At 45.8% G+C, this 14,296-nt stretch carries 28 protein-coding genes; 26 read left to right on the top strand and 2 right to left on the bottom strand.

Translation table 11 applies throughout. The annotated features are described in order from the left end of the window. Positions 1 to 14: 14 nt before the first annotated feature. The 26 genes from rplD to rplQ all read left to right on the top strand — a co-directional run bounded on the left by rplD (position 15) and on the right by rplQ (position 12,691). Positions 15 to 617 carry a 50S ribosomal protein L4 gene (gene rplD, locus ACQEXT_RS16685; protein WP_138972778.1) on the top strand — a complete coding sequence of 201 codons (603 nt, stop codon included), beginning with the start codon at positions 15 to 17 and terminating at the stop codon, positions 615 to 617. Continuing rightward, positions 614 to 916, top strand: a complete 303-nt coding sequence (rplW, locus tag ACQEXT_RS16680) for a 50S ribosomal protein L23 (RefSeq protein WP_093278415.1) — start codon at positions 614 to 616, stop codon at positions 914 to 916. Before rplD ends, rplW begins: the two co-directional genes overlap by 4 nt. Positions 917 to 932: 16 nt before the next feature. Next, on the top strand, positions 933 to 1,757 hold the full coding sequence (gene rplB / locus ACQEXT_RS16675) for a 50S ribosomal protein L2 (RefSeq protein ID WP_138972779.1): 825 nt from the start codon (positions 933 to 935) through the stop codon (positions 1,755 to 1,757). Between the two features lie 21 nt (positions 1,758 to 1,778). Continuing rightward, positions 1,779 to 2,057: a 30S ribosomal protein S19 gene (gene rpsS / locus ACQEXT_RS16670; protein WP_004745876.1), complete on the top strand. Its 279-nt coding sequence runs from the start codon at positions 1,779 to 1,781 to the stop codon at positions 2,055 to 2,057. Positions 2,058 to 2,067: 10 nt separating this feature from the next. Then, entirely contained in the window at positions 2,068 to 2,400 is a 333-nt protein-coding gene (gene rplV, locus ACQEXT_RS16665) for a 50S ribosomal protein L22 (RefSeq protein ID WP_004410462.1), read from the top strand. A 19-nt stretch (positions 2,401 to 2,419) separates the two neighbouring features. Continuing rightward, entirely contained in the window at positions 2,420 to 3,118 is a 699-nt protein-coding gene (rpsC, locus tag ACQEXT_RS16660; RefSeq protein WP_114787361.1) for a 30S ribosomal protein S3, read from the top strand. Between the two features lie 11 nt (positions 3,119 to 3,129). Then, positions 3,130 to 3,540 carry a 50S ribosomal protein L16 gene (gene rplP / locus ACQEXT_RS16655; protein ID WP_005379577.1) on the top strand — a complete coding sequence of 137 codons (411 nt, stop codon included), beginning with the start codon at positions 3,130 to 3,132 and terminating at the stop codon, positions 3,538 to 3,540. After that, a complete protein-coding gene (rpmC, locus tag ACQEXT_RS16650) occupies positions 3,540 to 3,731 on the top strand; it encodes a 50S ribosomal protein L29 (protein ID WP_004410456.1) in 192 nt (63 codons plus the stop codon). Before rplP ends, rpmC begins: the two co-directional genes overlap by 1 nt. Beyond that, on the top strand, positions 3,731 to 3,985 hold the full coding sequence (rpsQ, locus tag ACQEXT_RS16645) for a 30S ribosomal protein S17 (protein ID WP_138972780.1): 255 nt from the start codon (positions 3,731 to 3,733) through the stop codon (positions 3,983 to 3,985). The genes rpmC and rpsQ overlap by 1 nt, the downstream gene beginning before the upstream one ends. Positions 3,986 to 4,149: 164 nt before the next feature. Further along, positions 4,150 to 4,521, top strand: coding sequence for a 50S ribosomal protein L14 (rplN, locus tag ACQEXT_RS16640; RefSeq protein WP_004745883.1), 372 nt, complete (start codon positions 4,150 to 4,152; stop codon positions 4,519 to 4,521). Between the two features lie 13 nt (positions 4,522 to 4,534). Beyond that, a complete protein-coding gene (gene rplX / locus ACQEXT_RS16635) occupies positions 4,535 to 4,852 on the top strand; it encodes a 50S ribosomal protein L24 (RefSeq protein WP_004745885.1) in 318 nt (105 codons plus the stop codon). Positions 4,853 to 4,875: 23 nt separating this feature from the next. After that, positions 4,876 to 5,415 (top strand): 50S ribosomal protein L5, encoded by a 540-nt coding sequence (gene rplE / locus ACQEXT_RS16630; protein ID WP_005450569.1) that lies wholly within the window; start codon positions 4,876 to 4,878, stop codon positions 5,413 to 5,415. 17 nt (positions 5,416 to 5,432) lie between these two features. After that, complete coding sequence (gene rpsN, locus ACQEXT_RS16625) at positions 5,433 to 5,738, top strand: 30S ribosomal protein S14 (RefSeq protein ID WP_006963211.1); 306 nt, start codon at positions 5,433 to 5,435, stop codon at positions 5,736 to 5,738. 29 nt (positions 5,739 to 5,767) lie between these two features. Beyond that, the gene (gene rpsH / locus ACQEXT_RS16620; protein ID WP_006878391.1) at positions 5,768 to 6,160 is read left to right on the top strand and encodes a 30S ribosomal protein S8; all 393 of its coding nucleotides are present in this window, start codon (positions 5,768 to 5,770) and stop codon (positions 6,158 to 6,160) included. Between the two features lie 12 nt (positions 6,161 to 6,172). Beyond that, positions 6,173 to 6,706 carry a 50S ribosomal protein L6 gene (rplF, locus tag ACQEXT_RS16615; protein ID WP_269377108.1) on the top strand — a complete coding sequence of 178 codons (534 nt, stop codon included), beginning with the start codon at positions 6,173 to 6,175 and terminating at the stop codon, positions 6,704 to 6,706. Positions 6,707 to 6,715: 9 nt separating this feature from the next. Continuing rightward, a complete protein-coding gene (gene rplR, locus ACQEXT_RS16610) occupies positions 6,716 to 7,069 on the top strand; it encodes a 50S ribosomal protein L18 (RefSeq protein ID WP_038175185.1) in 354 nt (117 codons plus the stop codon). Between the two features lie 14 nt (positions 7,070 to 7,083). Continuing rightward, positions 7,084 to 7,587 (top strand): 30S ribosomal protein S5, encoded by a 504-nt coding sequence (gene rpsE / locus ACQEXT_RS16605; RefSeq protein ID WP_138972783.1) that lies wholly within the window; start codon positions 7,084 to 7,086, stop codon positions 7,585 to 7,587. 7 nt (positions 7,588 to 7,594) lie between these two features. Further along, positions 7,595 to 7,771: a 50S ribosomal protein L30 gene (gene rpmD, locus ACQEXT_RS16600; RefSeq protein ID WP_000201159.1), complete on the top strand. Its 177-nt coding sequence runs from the start codon at positions 7,595 to 7,597 to the stop codon at positions 7,769 to 7,771. A gap of 5 nt (positions 7,772 to 7,776) precedes the next feature. Next, positions 7,777 to 8,211 (top strand): 50S ribosomal protein L15, encoded by a 435-nt coding sequence (rplO, locus tag ACQEXT_RS16595; RefSeq protein WP_138972784.1) that lies wholly within the window; start codon positions 7,777 to 7,779, stop codon positions 8,209 to 8,211. Positions 8,212 to 8,231: 20 nt separating this feature from the next. Beyond that, a complete protein-coding gene (gene secY / locus ACQEXT_RS16590; RefSeq protein ID WP_004410423.1) occupies positions 8,232 to 9,566 on the top strand; it encodes a preprotein translocase subunit SecY in 1,335 nt (444 codons plus the stop codon). A 27-nt stretch (positions 9,567 to 9,593) separates the two neighbouring features. Continuing rightward, entirely contained in the window at positions 9,594 to 9,707 is a 114-nt protein-coding gene (gene rpmJ / locus ACQEXT_RS16585; protein ID WP_000868186.1) for a 50S ribosomal protein L36, read from the top strand. Between the two features lie 147 nt (positions 9,708 to 9,854). Further along, the gene (rpsM, locus tag ACQEXT_RS16580) at positions 9,855 to 10,211 is read left to right on the top strand and encodes a 30S ribosomal protein S13 (protein WP_005450559.1); all 357 of its coding nucleotides are present in this window, start codon (positions 9,855 to 9,857) and stop codon (positions 10,209 to 10,211) included. Positions 10,212 to 10,229: 18 nt separating this feature from the next. Further along, positions 10,230 to 10,619, top strand: coding sequence for a 30S ribosomal protein S11 (rpsK, locus tag ACQEXT_RS16575; protein ID WP_426952967.1), 390 nt, complete (start codon positions 10,230 to 10,232; stop codon positions 10,617 to 10,619). A 27-nt stretch (positions 10,620 to 10,646) separates the two neighbouring features. Beyond that, positions 10,647 to 11,267, top strand: coding sequence for a 30S ribosomal protein S4 (gene rpsD, locus ACQEXT_RS16570; protein ID WP_138972785.1), 621 nt, complete (start codon positions 10,647 to 10,649; stop codon positions 11,265 to 11,267). A gap of 24 nt (positions 11,268 to 11,291) precedes the next feature. Then, entirely contained in the window at positions 11,292 to 12,284 is a 993-nt protein-coding gene (locus ACQEXT_RS16565; RefSeq protein ID WP_004410407.1) for a DNA-directed RNA polymerase subunit alpha, read from the top strand. Positions 12,285 to 12,310: 26 nt separating this feature from the next. Continuing rightward, complete coding sequence (rplQ, locus tag ACQEXT_RS16560) at positions 12,311 to 12,691, top strand: 50S ribosomal protein L17 (RefSeq protein WP_005383141.1); 381 nt, start codon at positions 12,311 to 12,313, stop codon at positions 12,689 to 12,691. A gap of 148 nt (positions 12,692 to 12,839) precedes the next feature. Here rplQ and ACQEXT_RS16555 read toward each other — a convergent pair whose 3' ends face one another. Together ACQEXT_RS16555 and ACQEXT_RS16550 are read right to left on the bottom strand one after the other, a co-directional pair. After that, complete coding sequence (locus ACQEXT_RS16555) at positions 12,840 to 13,337, bottom strand: DUF2780 domain-containing protein (RefSeq protein ID WP_426952966.1); 498 nt, start codon at positions 13,335 to 13,337, stop codon at positions 12,840 to 12,842. A 110-nt stretch (positions 13,338 to 13,447) separates the two neighbouring features. Then, positions 13,448 to 14,068, bottom strand: a complete 621-nt coding sequence (locus tag ACQEXT_RS16550; protein ID WP_138972788.1) for an FKBP-type peptidyl-prolyl cis-trans isomerase — start codon at positions 14,066 to 14,068, stop codon at positions 13,448 to 13,450. Positions 14,069 to 14,296 lie beyond the last annotated feature (228 nt).

The raw sequence follows: 14,296 nt of genomic DNA, 5'->3' as shown, positions 1-14,296 counted from the left end.
CTCAGGAGTAAGTAATGGAACTAATGGTTAAAGGTGCTGATGCACTAACTGTTTCCGAAACTACTTTCGGACGTGAGTTTAACGAAGCTCTTGTACACCAAGTAGTTGTTGCATACGCAGCAGGTGCTCGTCAAGGTACACGTGCTCAGAAAACACGTTCTGAAGTATCTGGCGGTGGCGCTAAGCCATGGCGTCAAAAAGGTACTGGCCGTGCTCGTGCTGGTACAATTCGTAGCCCAATCTGGCGTACAGGTGGTGTTACTTTTGCTGCGAAACCACAAGATCACAGCCAAAAAGTAAACAAAAAAATGTACCGTGGTGCTATGAAGAGCATTCTTTCTGAGCTAGTTCGTCAAGAGCGTCTAATCGTTGTTGATAACTTCTCAGTAGAAGCACCAAAAACTAAAGAGCTTGTAGCTAAGCTGAAAGAGCTTGAGCTAACAGACGCTCTAATCGTGACTAGCGAAGTAGATGAAAATCTATTCCTAGCTGCTCGTAACCTATACAAAGTTGACGCACGTGACGTAGCTGGTATCGACCCAGTGTCTCTAATCGCGTTCGACAAAGTTGTAATGACTGCAGACGCAGTTAAGCAAGTTGAGGAGATGCTAGCATGATCACTGAAGAGCGTATCCTAAAAGTTCTACGTGCACCGCACATCTCTGAAAAAGCAACTATGGCAGCTGAGAAAGCGAACACTATCGTTTTCAAAGTAGCTAAAGATGCAACTAAAAAAGAGATCAAAGCAGCTGTAGAAAAGCTATTTGAAGTTGAAGTTAAGTCTGTAAATACTCTTATCAATAAGGGTAAGACCAAACGTCAAGGTCTACGCCAAGGTCGCCGCAGCGACGTTAAGAAAGCGTACGTTACTTTGAAAGAAGGTCAAGATCTTGACTTCGTTGGCGGCGCGGAATAACAGGAGTAGTTGAGAAATGGCTATTGTTAAATGTAAGCCGACTTCCCCTGGTCGTCGTCACGTTGTTAAAGTTGTTAACGCTGACCTACACAAGGGCAAGCCATACGCACCTCTTCTAGAGAAAAACTCTAAGAATGGTGGTCGTAACAACAACGGTCGTATTACAGTACGTCACATCGGCGGTGGTCACAAGCACCACTACCGTGTAATTGACTTCAAACGTACTAAAGACGGTATCCCAGCGAAAGTTGAGCGTCTAGAATACGATCCAAACCGTAGCGCTAACATCGCTCTAGTTCTGTACGCAGACGGTGAGCGTCGTTACATCCTAGCACCTAAAGGTGTTCAAGCTGGTGATGCTATCCAGTCTGGTGTTGATGCACCAATCAAAGCTGGTAACACTCTACCAATGCGTAACATCCCAGTAGGTTCAACTGTACACAACGTTGAACTAAAACCTGGTAAAGGTGGTCAGCTAGCTCGTTCGGCTGGTGCATATGCTCAAATCGTTGCTCGCGACGGTGCATACGTAACTATCCGTCTACGTTCTGGCGAAATGCGCAAAGTACTATCTGAAGGCCGTGCAACAATCGGTGAAGTTGGTAACTCTGAGCACATGCTACGTGAACTTGGTAAAGCTGGTGCTAACCGCTGGCGCGGTGTTCGTCCAACCGTTCGTGGTGTTGTGATGAACCCAGTAGACCACCCACACGGTGGTGGTGAAGGCCGTACTTCTGGTGGTCGTCACCCAGTTTCACCATGGGGTCAGCCAACTAAAGGCTTCAAGACTCGTAAGAACAAACGCACTGACAAGTACATCGTACGTCGTCGTAACAAGTAATCTATTTAAAGAGGAATCGCCATGCCACGTTCTCTCAAGAAAGGTCCATTTATTGACCTACACTTGCTGAAGAAGGTAGAGAAAGCGGTGGAAAGCGGAGACAAAAAGCCTATTAAGACTTGGTCCCGTCGTTCAATGATCATCCCTACGATGATCGGTTTGACCATCGCTGTCCATAATGGTCGTCAGCACGTACCAGTATTCGTAACCGAAGAAATGATCGGTCACAAACTGGGTGAATTCGCACCAACACGTACTTACCGCGGCCATGTCGTGGATAAGAAAGCTAAGAAGCGTTAAGGAGTAGATGATGGAAGCACTAGCTAAACATAACTTTGCTCGCATTTCGCCTCAGAAAGCTCGCTTAGTTGCGGACCAAATTCGTGGAAAATCTGTAGACCAGGCTCTAGAAATCCTGACTTTCAGCAACAAAAAAGCTGCTGAACTGATCAAGAAAGTTCTTGAGTCAGCTATCGCTAACGCGGAGCACAATGAAGGCGCAGATATTGACGATCTAAATGTCGCAAAAATCTTCGTAGATGAAGGCCCAATCATGAAGCGTATTATGCCTCGTGCTAAAGGTCGTGCGGATCGTATCTTGAAGCGTTCAAGCCACATCACTGTTGTTGTAGCAGATCGCTAAGAGACTAGGAGAGTAAGCAATGGGTCAAAAAGTACATCCTAATGGTATTCGTTTAGGCATCGTTAAGCCTTGGAATGCTACATGGTTTGCTAACACCAAAGAATTCGCTGACAACCTAGACGGCGACTTCAAGGTACGTCAGTTCCTTACAAGTGAACTGAAAAAAGCATCACTTTCACGCATCGTTATCGAGCGTCCTGCTAAGAGCATCCGTGTGACTATTCACACTGCTCGTCCAGGCGTAGTAATCGGTAAGAAAGGTGAAGACGTAGAAAAACTACGTGCAGCTGTAGCTAAAATCGCAGGTGTACCAGCGCAAATTAACATCGCTGAAGTACGTAAACCTGAGTTAGATGCACAGCTTGTTGGTGATAGCATCGCGTCTCAGCTAGAGCGTCGTGTTATGTTCCGTCGTGCTATGAAGCGCGCGGTACAAAACGCTATGCGTCTAGGCGCTAAAGGCATCAAAGTAGAAGTAAGCGGTCGTCTAGGCGGCGCTGAAATCGCACGTTCTGAGTGGTACCGTGAAGGTCGTGTACCTCTACACACTCTACGTGCTGACATTGATTACGCAACTTCTTCGGCTCACACCCAATACGGTGTGATCGGCATTAAAGTTTGGATCTTCAAAGGTGAGATTCTAGGCGGTATGCCAGCAGCTAACGCTGTAGAGCCTAAAGGCGATAAGCCTAAGAAGCAGCGCAAAGGCCGTAAGTAAGGAGTCGACAGATGCTACAACCTAAACGTACTAAGTTCCGTAAGGTTCAGACTGGTCGTAACCGTGGTCTAGCTAAAGGTACTGATGTAAGCTTCGGCGAATTCGGTCTTAAAGCTGTAGGCCGTGGTCGTCTAACTGCTCGTCAAATCGAAGCGGCACGTCGTGCAATGACACGTCACGTTAAGCGTCAAGGTAAAATCTGGATCCGTGTGTTCCCAGACAAACCTATCACAGAAAAACCACTTGAAGTTCGTCAAGGTAAGGGTAAAGGTAACGTTGAGTACTGGGTAGCCCAAATCCAACCTGGTAAGGTTATGTACGAAATGGGTGGTGTACCTGAAGAATTGGCTCGTGAAGCGTTCCGTCTAGCGGCTCGCAAACTGCCATTCAAAACTACATTTGTAACTAAGCAGGTGATGTGATGAAAGCACAAGATCTACGCGAGAAAAGCGTTGAAGAGCTTAACGCTGAGCTATTGAATTTGCTACGCGAACAGTTCAACTTGCGCATGCAAGCTGCAACTGGTCAGCTACAGCAAACTCATACTCTGAAAGCTGTACGCCGTGATATCGCACGTGTGAAAACTGTTTTGACTGAGAAGGCAGGCGCATAATGAGCGAAGTAAAACGTACTCAACAAGGTCGTGTAGTTAGCGACAAGATGGACAAGTCTATCGTTGTTGCTATCGAACGCATGGTTAAACACCCAATTTACGGTAAATTCGTAAAGCGTACGACTAAAGTACACGCACATGACGAAAACAACGAATGTGGCCTAGGCGACAAAGTTGAAATCGCAGAGTGTCGTCCACTGTCTAAGACTAAGTCTTGGACTTTGGTAAAAGTTCTAGAAAAAGTGAAAGGTTAATCCTTAGCTAATTCTATGAAATTAAACGGCTCCAAAATTATTTTGGGGCCGTTTATTTTTTGACTACCCAATCACAAAAAAGGGTGGTACAATTCGCGTCCCTTTTAAAGAGGCAGCCCGACCCGTGATGGGTCTAGTTATTAATATTTAGCGGAGCACTAACAATGATCCAAATGCAAAGTACACTTGACGCAGCTGATAACTCTGGCGCGCGCAAGGTAATGTGTATTAAGGTCCTGGGTGGCTCACACCGCCGTTATGCACATATCGGTGACGTCATCAAAGTTACTGTGAAGGAAGCTATTCCTCGCGGTAAAGTTAAGAAAGGTGATGTTCTGAAGGCGGTTGTCGTGCGCACTCGCAAAGGCGTTCGTCGTCCAGACGGTTCTGTCATTCGCTTCGACCGTAATGCTTGTGTATTGCTTAATGACAATACTGAGCAACCTATCGGTACACGTATCTTTGGCCCTGTGACACGTGAGCTTCGTGGCGATAAGTTCATGAAGATCGTTTCACTGGCTCCAGAAGTTCTGTAAGGAGCACGTAGAAATGGCAGCTAAAATCCGTCGTAATGACGAAGTAATCGTTCTTGCTGGTAAAGACAAAGGCAAGAAAGGTAAAGTAACTAAGGTTCTAGCAACTGGTAAAGTTATCGTTGAAGGTATCAACCTTGTTAAGAAGCACCAAAAGCCGGTTCCGGCTCTAGGTCAACAAGGTGGCATCGTTGAACAAGAAGCAGCTATTGATGCTTCTAACGTTGCAATCTTTAACGCAGCTACTGGTAAAGCTGACCGTATCGGTTTCCGTTTTGAAGATGGTAAGAAAGTTCGTTTCTTTAAATCTAACAACGAAATCGTTTCTAACTAATAGAAGTAATTTGGAGTTCTACTATGGCGAAACTGCATGATTACTACAAGTCGTCTGTAGTCGCTGAACTGACCAAACAGTTTAGCTACACAAGCGTCATGCAAGTCCCTAGAATCGAGAAAATCACCCTAAACATGGGTGTTGGTGAAGCAATCAACGATAAGAAACTGCTAGAAAACGCAGCTGCTGATATGGCAACGATCTCTGGTCAAAAGCCACTTATCACTAAAGCGCGTAAATCTGTTGCAGGTTTCAAAATCCGTGAAGGCTACCCTATCGGTTGTAAAGTAACCTTGCGTGGCGAACGTATGTGGGATTTTCTTGAGCGTTTAATTTCAATCGCTCTTCCACGTGTACGTGACTTCCGTGGCGTTAGCGCTAAGTCTTTTGACGGACGCGGTAACTACAGCATGGGCGTTCGCGAGCAAATCATCTTCCCGGAAATCGACTTTGATAAAGTTGATCGAGTACGCGGTCTAGACATCACTATTACGACGTCTGCTGGTACTGATGAGGAAGGCCGTGCTCTGCTGGCTGCCTTTAACTTCCCATTCCGTAAGTAAGGTGAAGGGTTACTGTTATGGCTAAAAATTCAATGAAAGCACGTGAAGCAAAACGTGCGAAGCTTGTAGCTAAGTTCGCTGAAAAGCGTGCAGCGCTTAAAGCTATCATTAGCGATGTAAACGCATCAGAAGAAGATCGTTGGAATGCGGTTCTTAAACTGCAATCTCTTCCACGTGATTCAAGTGCATCACGTCAGCGCAACCGTTGCAACCAAACTGGTCGTCCACACGGTTACCTACGTAAGTTCGGTCTAAGCCGTATTAAGGTTCGTGAAGCTTGCATGAAAGGCGAGATTCCGGGTCTTCGTAAGGCTAGCTGGTAATTGCCACTTAATCATTTGGAGTAAATCATATGAGCATGCAAGATCCGATTTCGGATATGCTGACCCGCGTTCGTAACGGTCAGGCAGCAAACAAAGTTGCTGTTAAAATGCCTTCTTCAAAGCTTAAAGTTGCAATTGCTGCACTACTAAAAGCTGAAGGTTACATCACTGATTTCGCTGTTGAAGGCGAAGTTAAACCTGAGCTTGAAGTTACTCTTAAGTACTTCCAAGCTAAACCAGTAATCGAGCAACTTAAACGTGTTTCTCGTCCAGGTCTACGTGTTTACAAGAAGAAAGATGAACTTCCTTCTGTAATGGGTGGTCTTGGTGTTGCTATCGTTTCAACTTCCAAGGGTCTTATGTCAGACCGTGCTGCACGTAAAGCAGGTCTTGGTGGTGAAATCATCTGCTACGTAGCGTAATAGGAGTAGAATATGTCTCGTGTTGCAAAGGCACCTGTCGCTATTCCAGCTGGCGTAGAGGTGAAACTAAACGGCCAAGAAATCACTGTAAAAGGTGCTAAAGGCGAACTATCTCGCGTTCTTAACGACGCAGTAGTTGTAGCTCAGGAAGAAAACAATCTTACTTTCGGTCCACGCGAAGGTGTAGTTAACGCATGGGCTCAAGCAGGTACTGCTCGCGCTCTAGTTAACAACATGGTTGTTGGCGTTACTGAAGGCTTTACTAAGAAGCTTACCCTTAAGGGTGTTGGTTACCGTGCTGCTATCAAAGGCAACGCTGTAGGTCTAACTCTAGGCTTCTCTCACCCTGTTGAGCATGAATTGCCAGAGGGTATTAAAGCTGAGTGTCCAAGCCAAACTGAAATCGTGATCACTGGTTGTGACAAACAACTTGTTGGTCAGGTTGCGGCTGACATTCGTTCTTACCGTGAGCCTGAACCTTACAAAGGTAAAGGTGTTCGTTACGCAGATGAAAATGTGCGTACTAAAGAAGCTAAGAAGAAGTAAGGTAACACTATGGATAAGAAAGCATCTCGCATCCGTCGTGCTACACGCGCACGTCGTAAGATTGCAGAACTGGGTGCAACTCGCCTAGTAGTACACCGTACTCCTCGTCACGTGTACGCTCAGGTTATTGCAGCTAACGGCTCTGAGGTTATCGCAGCAGCTTCTACTGTAGAAAAAGCGATCCGTGAGCAAGTTAAGAACACTGGTAACATCGATGCAGCTAAAGCAGTAGGTAAAGCTGTTGCTGAGCGCGCTCTTGAAAAAGGCGTAGAAGCAGTTGCATTTGATCGTTCTGGTTTCCAATACCACGGTCGAGTGGCGGCGCTAGCAGAATCTGCTCGCGAAGCTGGTCTGAAATTCTAAGGTAGGGTTGGAAGATGGCTAAAGAACAACAAGTTCAAGCGAATGATTTGCAAGAAAAGCTAATCGCAGTTAACCGCGTTTCTAAAACGGTTAAAGGTGGTCGAATCATGAGCTTTACTGCGCTAACAGTAGTTGGTGACGGTAACGGTCGTGTAGGTTTCGGTTACGGCAAAGCTCGTGAAGTACCTGCAGCGATCCAAAAAGCAATGGAAAAAGCTCGTCGTAACATGACTACGGTCGCGCTTAACGAAGGTACCCTTCACCACCCAGTGAAAGGTCGCCATTCGGGCTCTAAAGTTTACATGCAGCCTGCTGCTGAAGGTACTGGTGTTATCGCAGGTGGTGCGATGCGTGCAGTACTAGAAGTTGCTGGTGTACACAACGTTCTATCTAAAGCATACGGTTCTACGAACCCTATCAACATCGTTCGTGCTACGATCGATGCACTAGGTAGCATGAAGTCACCAGAGATGGTTGCTGCTAAACGTGGTCTAACTGTTGAATCTATTTCGGAGTAAGAACACCATGGCAACTATTAAAGTAACTCAAACTAAAAGCTCAATTGGTCGTCTACCTAAGCACAAAGCTACGCTTCGTGGTCTAGGTCTTCGTAAAATCAACCACACAGTAGAACTTGAAGATACTCCGTGCGTACGCGGTATGATCAACAAGGTTTACTACATGGTTAAAGTTGAGGAGTAATCAGAATGCGTTTGAATACTCTATCACCAGCTGCTGGTGCTAAGACTACTGCTAAACGTGTAGGTCGTGGTATCGGTTCTGGCCTAGGTAAAACTGGTGGCCGCGGCCACAAAGGTCAAAAGTCACGCTCTGGCGGCACTGTTCGTCCAGGTTTTGAAGGCGGTCAGATGCCTCTAAAACAACGTCTACCAAAATTCGGTTTCACTTCTCGTAAGAGCCTAGTGTCTGCTGAAGTTCGTCTAGCTGAGCTAGCGAAAGTAACTGGTGACGTAGTAGATCTAAACAGCCTTAAAGCTGCTAACGTTATCACTAAGAACATCGAATTCGTAAAAGTTGTTCTATCTGGTGAAATTAACAAAGCAGTGACTGTTAAAGGTCTACGTGTGACTAAAGGCGCTAAAGCTGCAATCGAAGCTGCAGGCGGTAAAATCGAGGAATAATCTCGAGGAACGAGGTACAGATGGCTAAGAAACCAGGACAAGATTTTCGTAGTGCTCAGAGCGGCTTAAGTGAACTAAAGTCGCGCTTATTATTCGTAATTGGTGCACTTTTAGTATTCCGAGCCGGCTCTTTCGTGCCGATTCCTGGTATTGACGCTGCTGTACTTGCCGATTTGTTCGAACAGCAAAAAGGTACCATCGTAGAAATGTTTAACATGTTCTCCGGTGGTGCTCTTGAGCGTGCATCTATATTAGCGTTGGGCATCATGCCGTATATTTCGGCATCTATTGTTGTCCAACTGCTAACTGTAGTTCATCCAGCGTTAGCTGAACTCAAAAAAGAGGGTGAAGCAGGCCGTCGTAAGATCAGCCAATACACACGCTACGGCACGCTTGTACTTGCAACATTCCAGGCTATAGGTATCGCAACAGGCCTACCGAACATGGTCGATAATCTGGTTGTTATCAACCAAACCATGTTTACGCTTATTGCTACCGTAAGTTTAGTAACCGGCACCATGTTCCTAATGTGGTTAGGTGAACAAATTACTGAGCGTGGAATTGGTAACGGTATTTCGTTACTTATCTTTGCAGGTATTGTTGCTGGATTGCCTTCTGCAATCGGTCAAACAATCGAGCAAGCGCGTCAAGGTGAATTGCATGTACTTCTTCTGTTGTTGATTGCTGTACTTGCTTTTGCAGTTATCTACTTCGTTGTTTTCATGGAGCGTGGTCAACGTCGAATCGTTGTAAACTACGCGAAGCGTCAACAAGGTCGTAAGGTATTTGCTGCACAAAGCACTCACTTGCCACTTAAAATTAATATGGCAGGTGTTATTCCAGCAATCTTTGCGTCAAGCATTATCCTGTTCCCAGGAACACTGGCTCAGTGGTTTGGTCAGAATGGTGAGAGCAGCGCGTTCGGTTGGTTAACTGACGTGTCTTTGGCTCTTAGCCCAGGTCAGCCTCTGTATGTAATGCTTTATGCAGCAGCGATAATTTTCTTCTGTTTCTTCTACACGGCGTTGGTATTCAACCCGCGTGAAACAGCAGATAACTTGAAGAAGTCAGGTGCATTCGTACCCGGCATCCGCCCAGGTGAGCAGACAGCTAAGTATATTGATAAAGTAATGACGCGTTTAACCCTTGCTGGTGCGCTTTACATTACCTTTATCTGTCTGATTCCGGAGTTCATGATGGTCGCGTGGAACGTACGTTTCTACTTCGGCGGTACATCGCTACTTATCGTAGTTGTTGTAATTATGGACTTTATGGCACAGGTACAGACTCATCTGATGTCTCAACAGTATGATTCTGTGTTGAAAAAGGCAAACCTAAAAGGCTACGGCCGTTAATTTAGGTTTCATTTACGGAGTTTAGCAATGAAAGTTCGTGCTTCCGTTAAAAAAATCTGCCGTAACTGTAAAGTTATCAAGCGTAACGGTGTCGTTCGCGTGATTTGCAGTGAGCCAAAGCACAAGCAGCGCCAAGGCTAATTAGCAGAAATTTTTACTTGAAATATAAGGTAGTGTCGAGTATATTCCTCGGCCTACCTTTTGCGTGCAAAAGAAGTAGTATTCCGCAGCGTATCCGAAACGGGCTTTGCTGCGGCTAATTCTTTTATGAAACACTAGGAGTGAATAATGGCCCGTATTGCAGGCATTAACATTCCTGATCAAAAACATGCTGTAATCGCACTAACTGCGATCTACGGCATCGGTAAGACTCGCTCTCAAGCTATCCTAGCTGAAGTGGGCATTGCTGAAGATGTTAAGATCAGTGAACTAACTGAAGAGCAGATCGATCAACTGCGTGATGGTGTAGCTAAGTACACTGTAGAAGGTGATCTACGTCGTGAAGTATCAATGAACATCAAGCGTCTTATGGACCTTGGCTGTTACCGTGGTCTTCGTCATCGTCGCAGTCTACCACTACGTGGACAGCGTACTAAAACCAATGCTCGCACCCGTAAGGGTCCGCGTAAGCCGATCAAGAAATAATCGGGAAGGTAGAGTACAATGGCTAAACAACCAACTCGCGCTCGTAAGCGCTTACGCAAGCAAGTTGCAGATGGCGTTGCGCACATCCATGCTTCTTTCAATAACACAATCGTAACTATTACTGACCGTCAAGGTAACGCTCTAGCATGGGCTACTGCAGGTGGTTCAGGTTTCCGTGGTTCTCGTAAGTCTACTCCGTTCGCTGCACAGGTTGCTGCTGAGCGTTGTGCTGAAATGGCTAAAGAGTACGGTCTAAAGAACTTGGAAGTTATGGTTAAGGGTCCAGGTCCAGGTCGTGAATCTACTGTTCGCGCACTGAACGCTGCTGGTTTCCGCATCACAAACATCGTTGATGCTACACCAATCCCTCATAACGGTTGTCGTCCACCTAAGAAACGTCGTGTATAACGTTTTTTAGATTACTGGAGAAAGATCATGGCAAGATATTTGGGTCCTAAGCTGAAGCTTAGCCGTCGCGAAGGTACTGACTTATTCCTTAAGTCTGGTGTACGCGCGATCGATACCAAGTGTAAAATTGATAACGCACCAGGTGTACACGGCGCTCGTCGCGGTCGTCTATCTGAGTATGGCGTTCAGCTTCGTGAGAAGCAAAAAGTTCGTCGTATGTACGGCGTTCTAGAAAAACAATTCCGTAACTACTACAAAGAAGCTGCTCGTCTAAAAGGCAACACTGGTGAAAACCTACTTCAGCTTCTTGAAGGTCGTCTTGATAACGTAGTTTACCGCATGGGCTTTGGTGCAACTCGCGCAGAAGCACGTCAGCTAGTTAGCCACAAAGCTATCCTAGTTAACGGTAAAGTTGTAAACGTTCCTTCTTTCAATGTTGCGGCTAATGACGTTGTTTCTATCCGCGAGAAAGCTAAACAGCAATCTCGTATCAAGGCTGCTCTAGAAGTTGCTGAACAACGTGAAAAACCAACTTGGATTGAAGTAGATGGTGGTAAGATGGAAGGTACGTTCAAGCGTCTGCCTGAGCGTTCAGATCTATCTGCTGACATCAACGAACAATTGATCGTCGAGCTTTACTCTAAGTAAGGTTTAAACTAAAGAGAGGACACAATGCAGGGTTCTGTAACAGAATTTCTTAAGCCACGTCTTGTTGACATCGAACAGGTTAGCACGACTCACGCAAAAGTAACTCTTGAGCCATTAGAGCGTGGTTTTGGCCATACTCTTGGTAATGCACTTCGCCGTATTCTTCTATCTTCTATGCCAGGTTGTGCTGTAACAGAAGTAGAAATCGAAGGCGTACTTCATGAGTACAGCACTAAAGAAGGCGTTCAAGAAGATATTCTTGAAATCCTACTTAACCTTAAAGGTCTTGCTGTACGCGTTGCCGAAGGCAAAGATGAAGTGTTCATTACTTTGAACAAATCAGGCTCGGGCCCTGTGGTTGCAGGTGACATCACCCATGATGGTGATGTAGAGATCGCTAACCCTGAACACGTAATTTGTCACCTAACAGATGACAACGCTGAGATCGCAATGCGTATCAAAGTTGAACGTGGTCGTGGTTATGTTCCAGCTTCGGCTCGTATCCATACTGAAGAAGATGAGCGTCCTATTGGTCGCCTACTGGTTGACGCTACGTACAGCCCAGTAGACAAGATTGCTTACTCTGTTGAAGCAGCTCGTGTAGAGCAGCGTACAGACCTAGACAAGCTTGTTATCGACATGGAAACGAACGGTACTCTAGACCCTGAGGAAGCAATCCGTCGTGCAGCTACTATCCTAGCTGAACAATTGGATGCGTTCGTAGATCTTCGTGATGTACGTGTACCTGAGGAGAAGGAAGAGAAGCCAGAATTCGATCCGATCCTACTGCGTCCTGTAGACGATCTTGAACTAACAGTTCGCTCTGCTAACTGTCTGAAAGCAGAAGCGATTCACTACATCGGTGATCTTGTACAGCGTACTGAGGTTGAGCTACTTAAAACGCCTAACCTTGGTAAAAAATCTCTTACTGAGATTAAAGACGTACTTGCATCACGTGGTCTTTCTCTTGGCATGCGCCTAGAGAACTGGCCACCAGCGTCTATCGCTGAAGATTAATCGATAATAGTTAGAAGGATTAGGTCATGCGCCATCGTAAGAGTGGTCGTCAACTCAACCGCAACAGCTCACATCGTAAAGCGATGTTTAGCAACATGGCTAGCTCTCTAGTACGTCATGAAGTTATCAAGACTACACTGCCAAAAGCAAAAGAGCTACGTCGCGTAGTTGAGCCTTTGATTACACTAGCTAAGACTGACAGCGTTGCTAACCGTCGTCTAGCATTTGCACGTACTCGTGACAACGAAGTAGTTGCAAAACTATTTAACGAACTAGGTCCACGTTTCGCTGCTCGTCAGGGCGGTTACACTCGTATCCTAAAAGCTGGCTTCCGTGCTGGTGACAAAGCTCCAATGGCTTACATTGAGCTTGTAGATCGCCCAGCTGCTGAAGAAGCTGCTGAGTAATCAGGTTCGTACGAACAAAAAAACCGAGCGTTAGCTCGGTTTTTTTGTGCCTGAAAGATAGCGAAATACTATAGCGAGGTTGAATCAGTCTCTGATAGGGAGTTTTAAAAGTTGATGCTTTGGCGGCAACCTTCAAACATTTTCTCTCTTATTGCCAAATCGCCCCTAAGCTATCCAGCAGTCCATTACTTGCTCCTTGGCTCTGCAGTGCGCTGATAATAATTGGAGCGAAGGTAGAGATTAGCGATGGGTCCATGCCTAATGCTGAGAATGCACTTTTAACTGTTTCATTGTTGGCAATCATTGCTGTTAAGCCGCTTGATTGTAGAGAGTCAAAACCAGATATCAACCCCGCCATTTCATTGCTTTGACTGCTATTAAGCGAGTTTTGCGCCAGCGCTAACATTGAGCCTAGACCGCCAATGGCTTGTTCAGACGAAATGTTGGCACTATTTTGCAGTGTAGAAACTAAATCGGTGCTGCCTGTATTTTGCGAAGACCATGTCTGAACCGCGCCTATTAAAGCGGCATTTGCTAAGCTGCTGTAGGCATTATCACTGCCTGCGTTGGTGTTGCTACCTGATGTAGTTTGGCATCCCATTAACGCCATGCTCACGATCGCTGCCAGTACAATTTTCTTATTCATCTTCTTTCCTTAATAAAACGAGATCATTGATAGATCTGTCGAATAAGTATCATACATAAAAAACGGCGACACAATGGCCGCCGTTTTGTTCGCTTTAATTTGCTGAGAAATTAAAGGATATCTAGTAGTTCTACTTCAAATACTAGAGCTGCAAATGGTGGAATTGCAGCGCCAGCGCCACGTTCACCGTATGCAAGATCTTGTGGGATGTATAGTTTCCACTTAGAACCAACAGGCATCAGTTGTAGTGCTTCAACCCAACCCTTGATAACGCCAGTCACTGGGAACTCAGCTGGTTGACCGCGAGATACTGAGCTGTCGAAAACGGTACCGTCAGTTAGTTCACCGTGGTAGTGAACGCGAACTTGCTTGTCTGAAGTTGGGATTTCACCAGTACCTTCAGTGATCACTTCGTATTGAAGACCAGATTCAAGAACCGTTACTTCTGGACGTAGAGCGTTATCTTTTAGGAACGCTTCGCCGTCCGCAGCAGCTGCTTTTGCTGCTTCTTGGCGTGCAGCTTCAACACGAGTGTGTAGCTCTTGAAGAGCGTTGTTGATCTCGTCGATTTCGATAGCTGGTTGCTCACCAACTAGTGCTGTAGCGATACCGGCAGCGATGGCGTCAACGTTTAGACCTTCTAGACCAGAACCAGCAAGTTGCTGACCCATCTGCAGACCGATACCGTAGCTAGCTTTTTGCTCTACAGTGTCAAATTTAACTTCAGACATGATGTCTCTCTTTGTATGGTGTATAAAGCAGTAAAGGATACCAGCAATGGCGCTATGATGAAACGGTCGTTCCCATATAGTCTGTCGAGTAGGGGAATGTGAGATTAAGATCGACTTTCTATGACTTGATAGCAAGTTTTGACCCAGCGATTACTTTGTTGAGCGAAAATTCCTATACTCATGGGGGCTTGGTTTTTTATACTTAGAGCGAAACCCGTTTGGAGACAA

This window comes from Vibrio sp. TRT 29B02 (assembly GCF_050113655.1).
Classification (GTDB): domain Bacteria; phylum Pseudomonadota; class Gammaproteobacteria; order Enterobacterales; family Vibrionaceae; genus Vibrio.
Note: the sequence above shows the minus strand (reverse complement) of the source record. Positions and strands in the feature narration are given on the sequence as shown.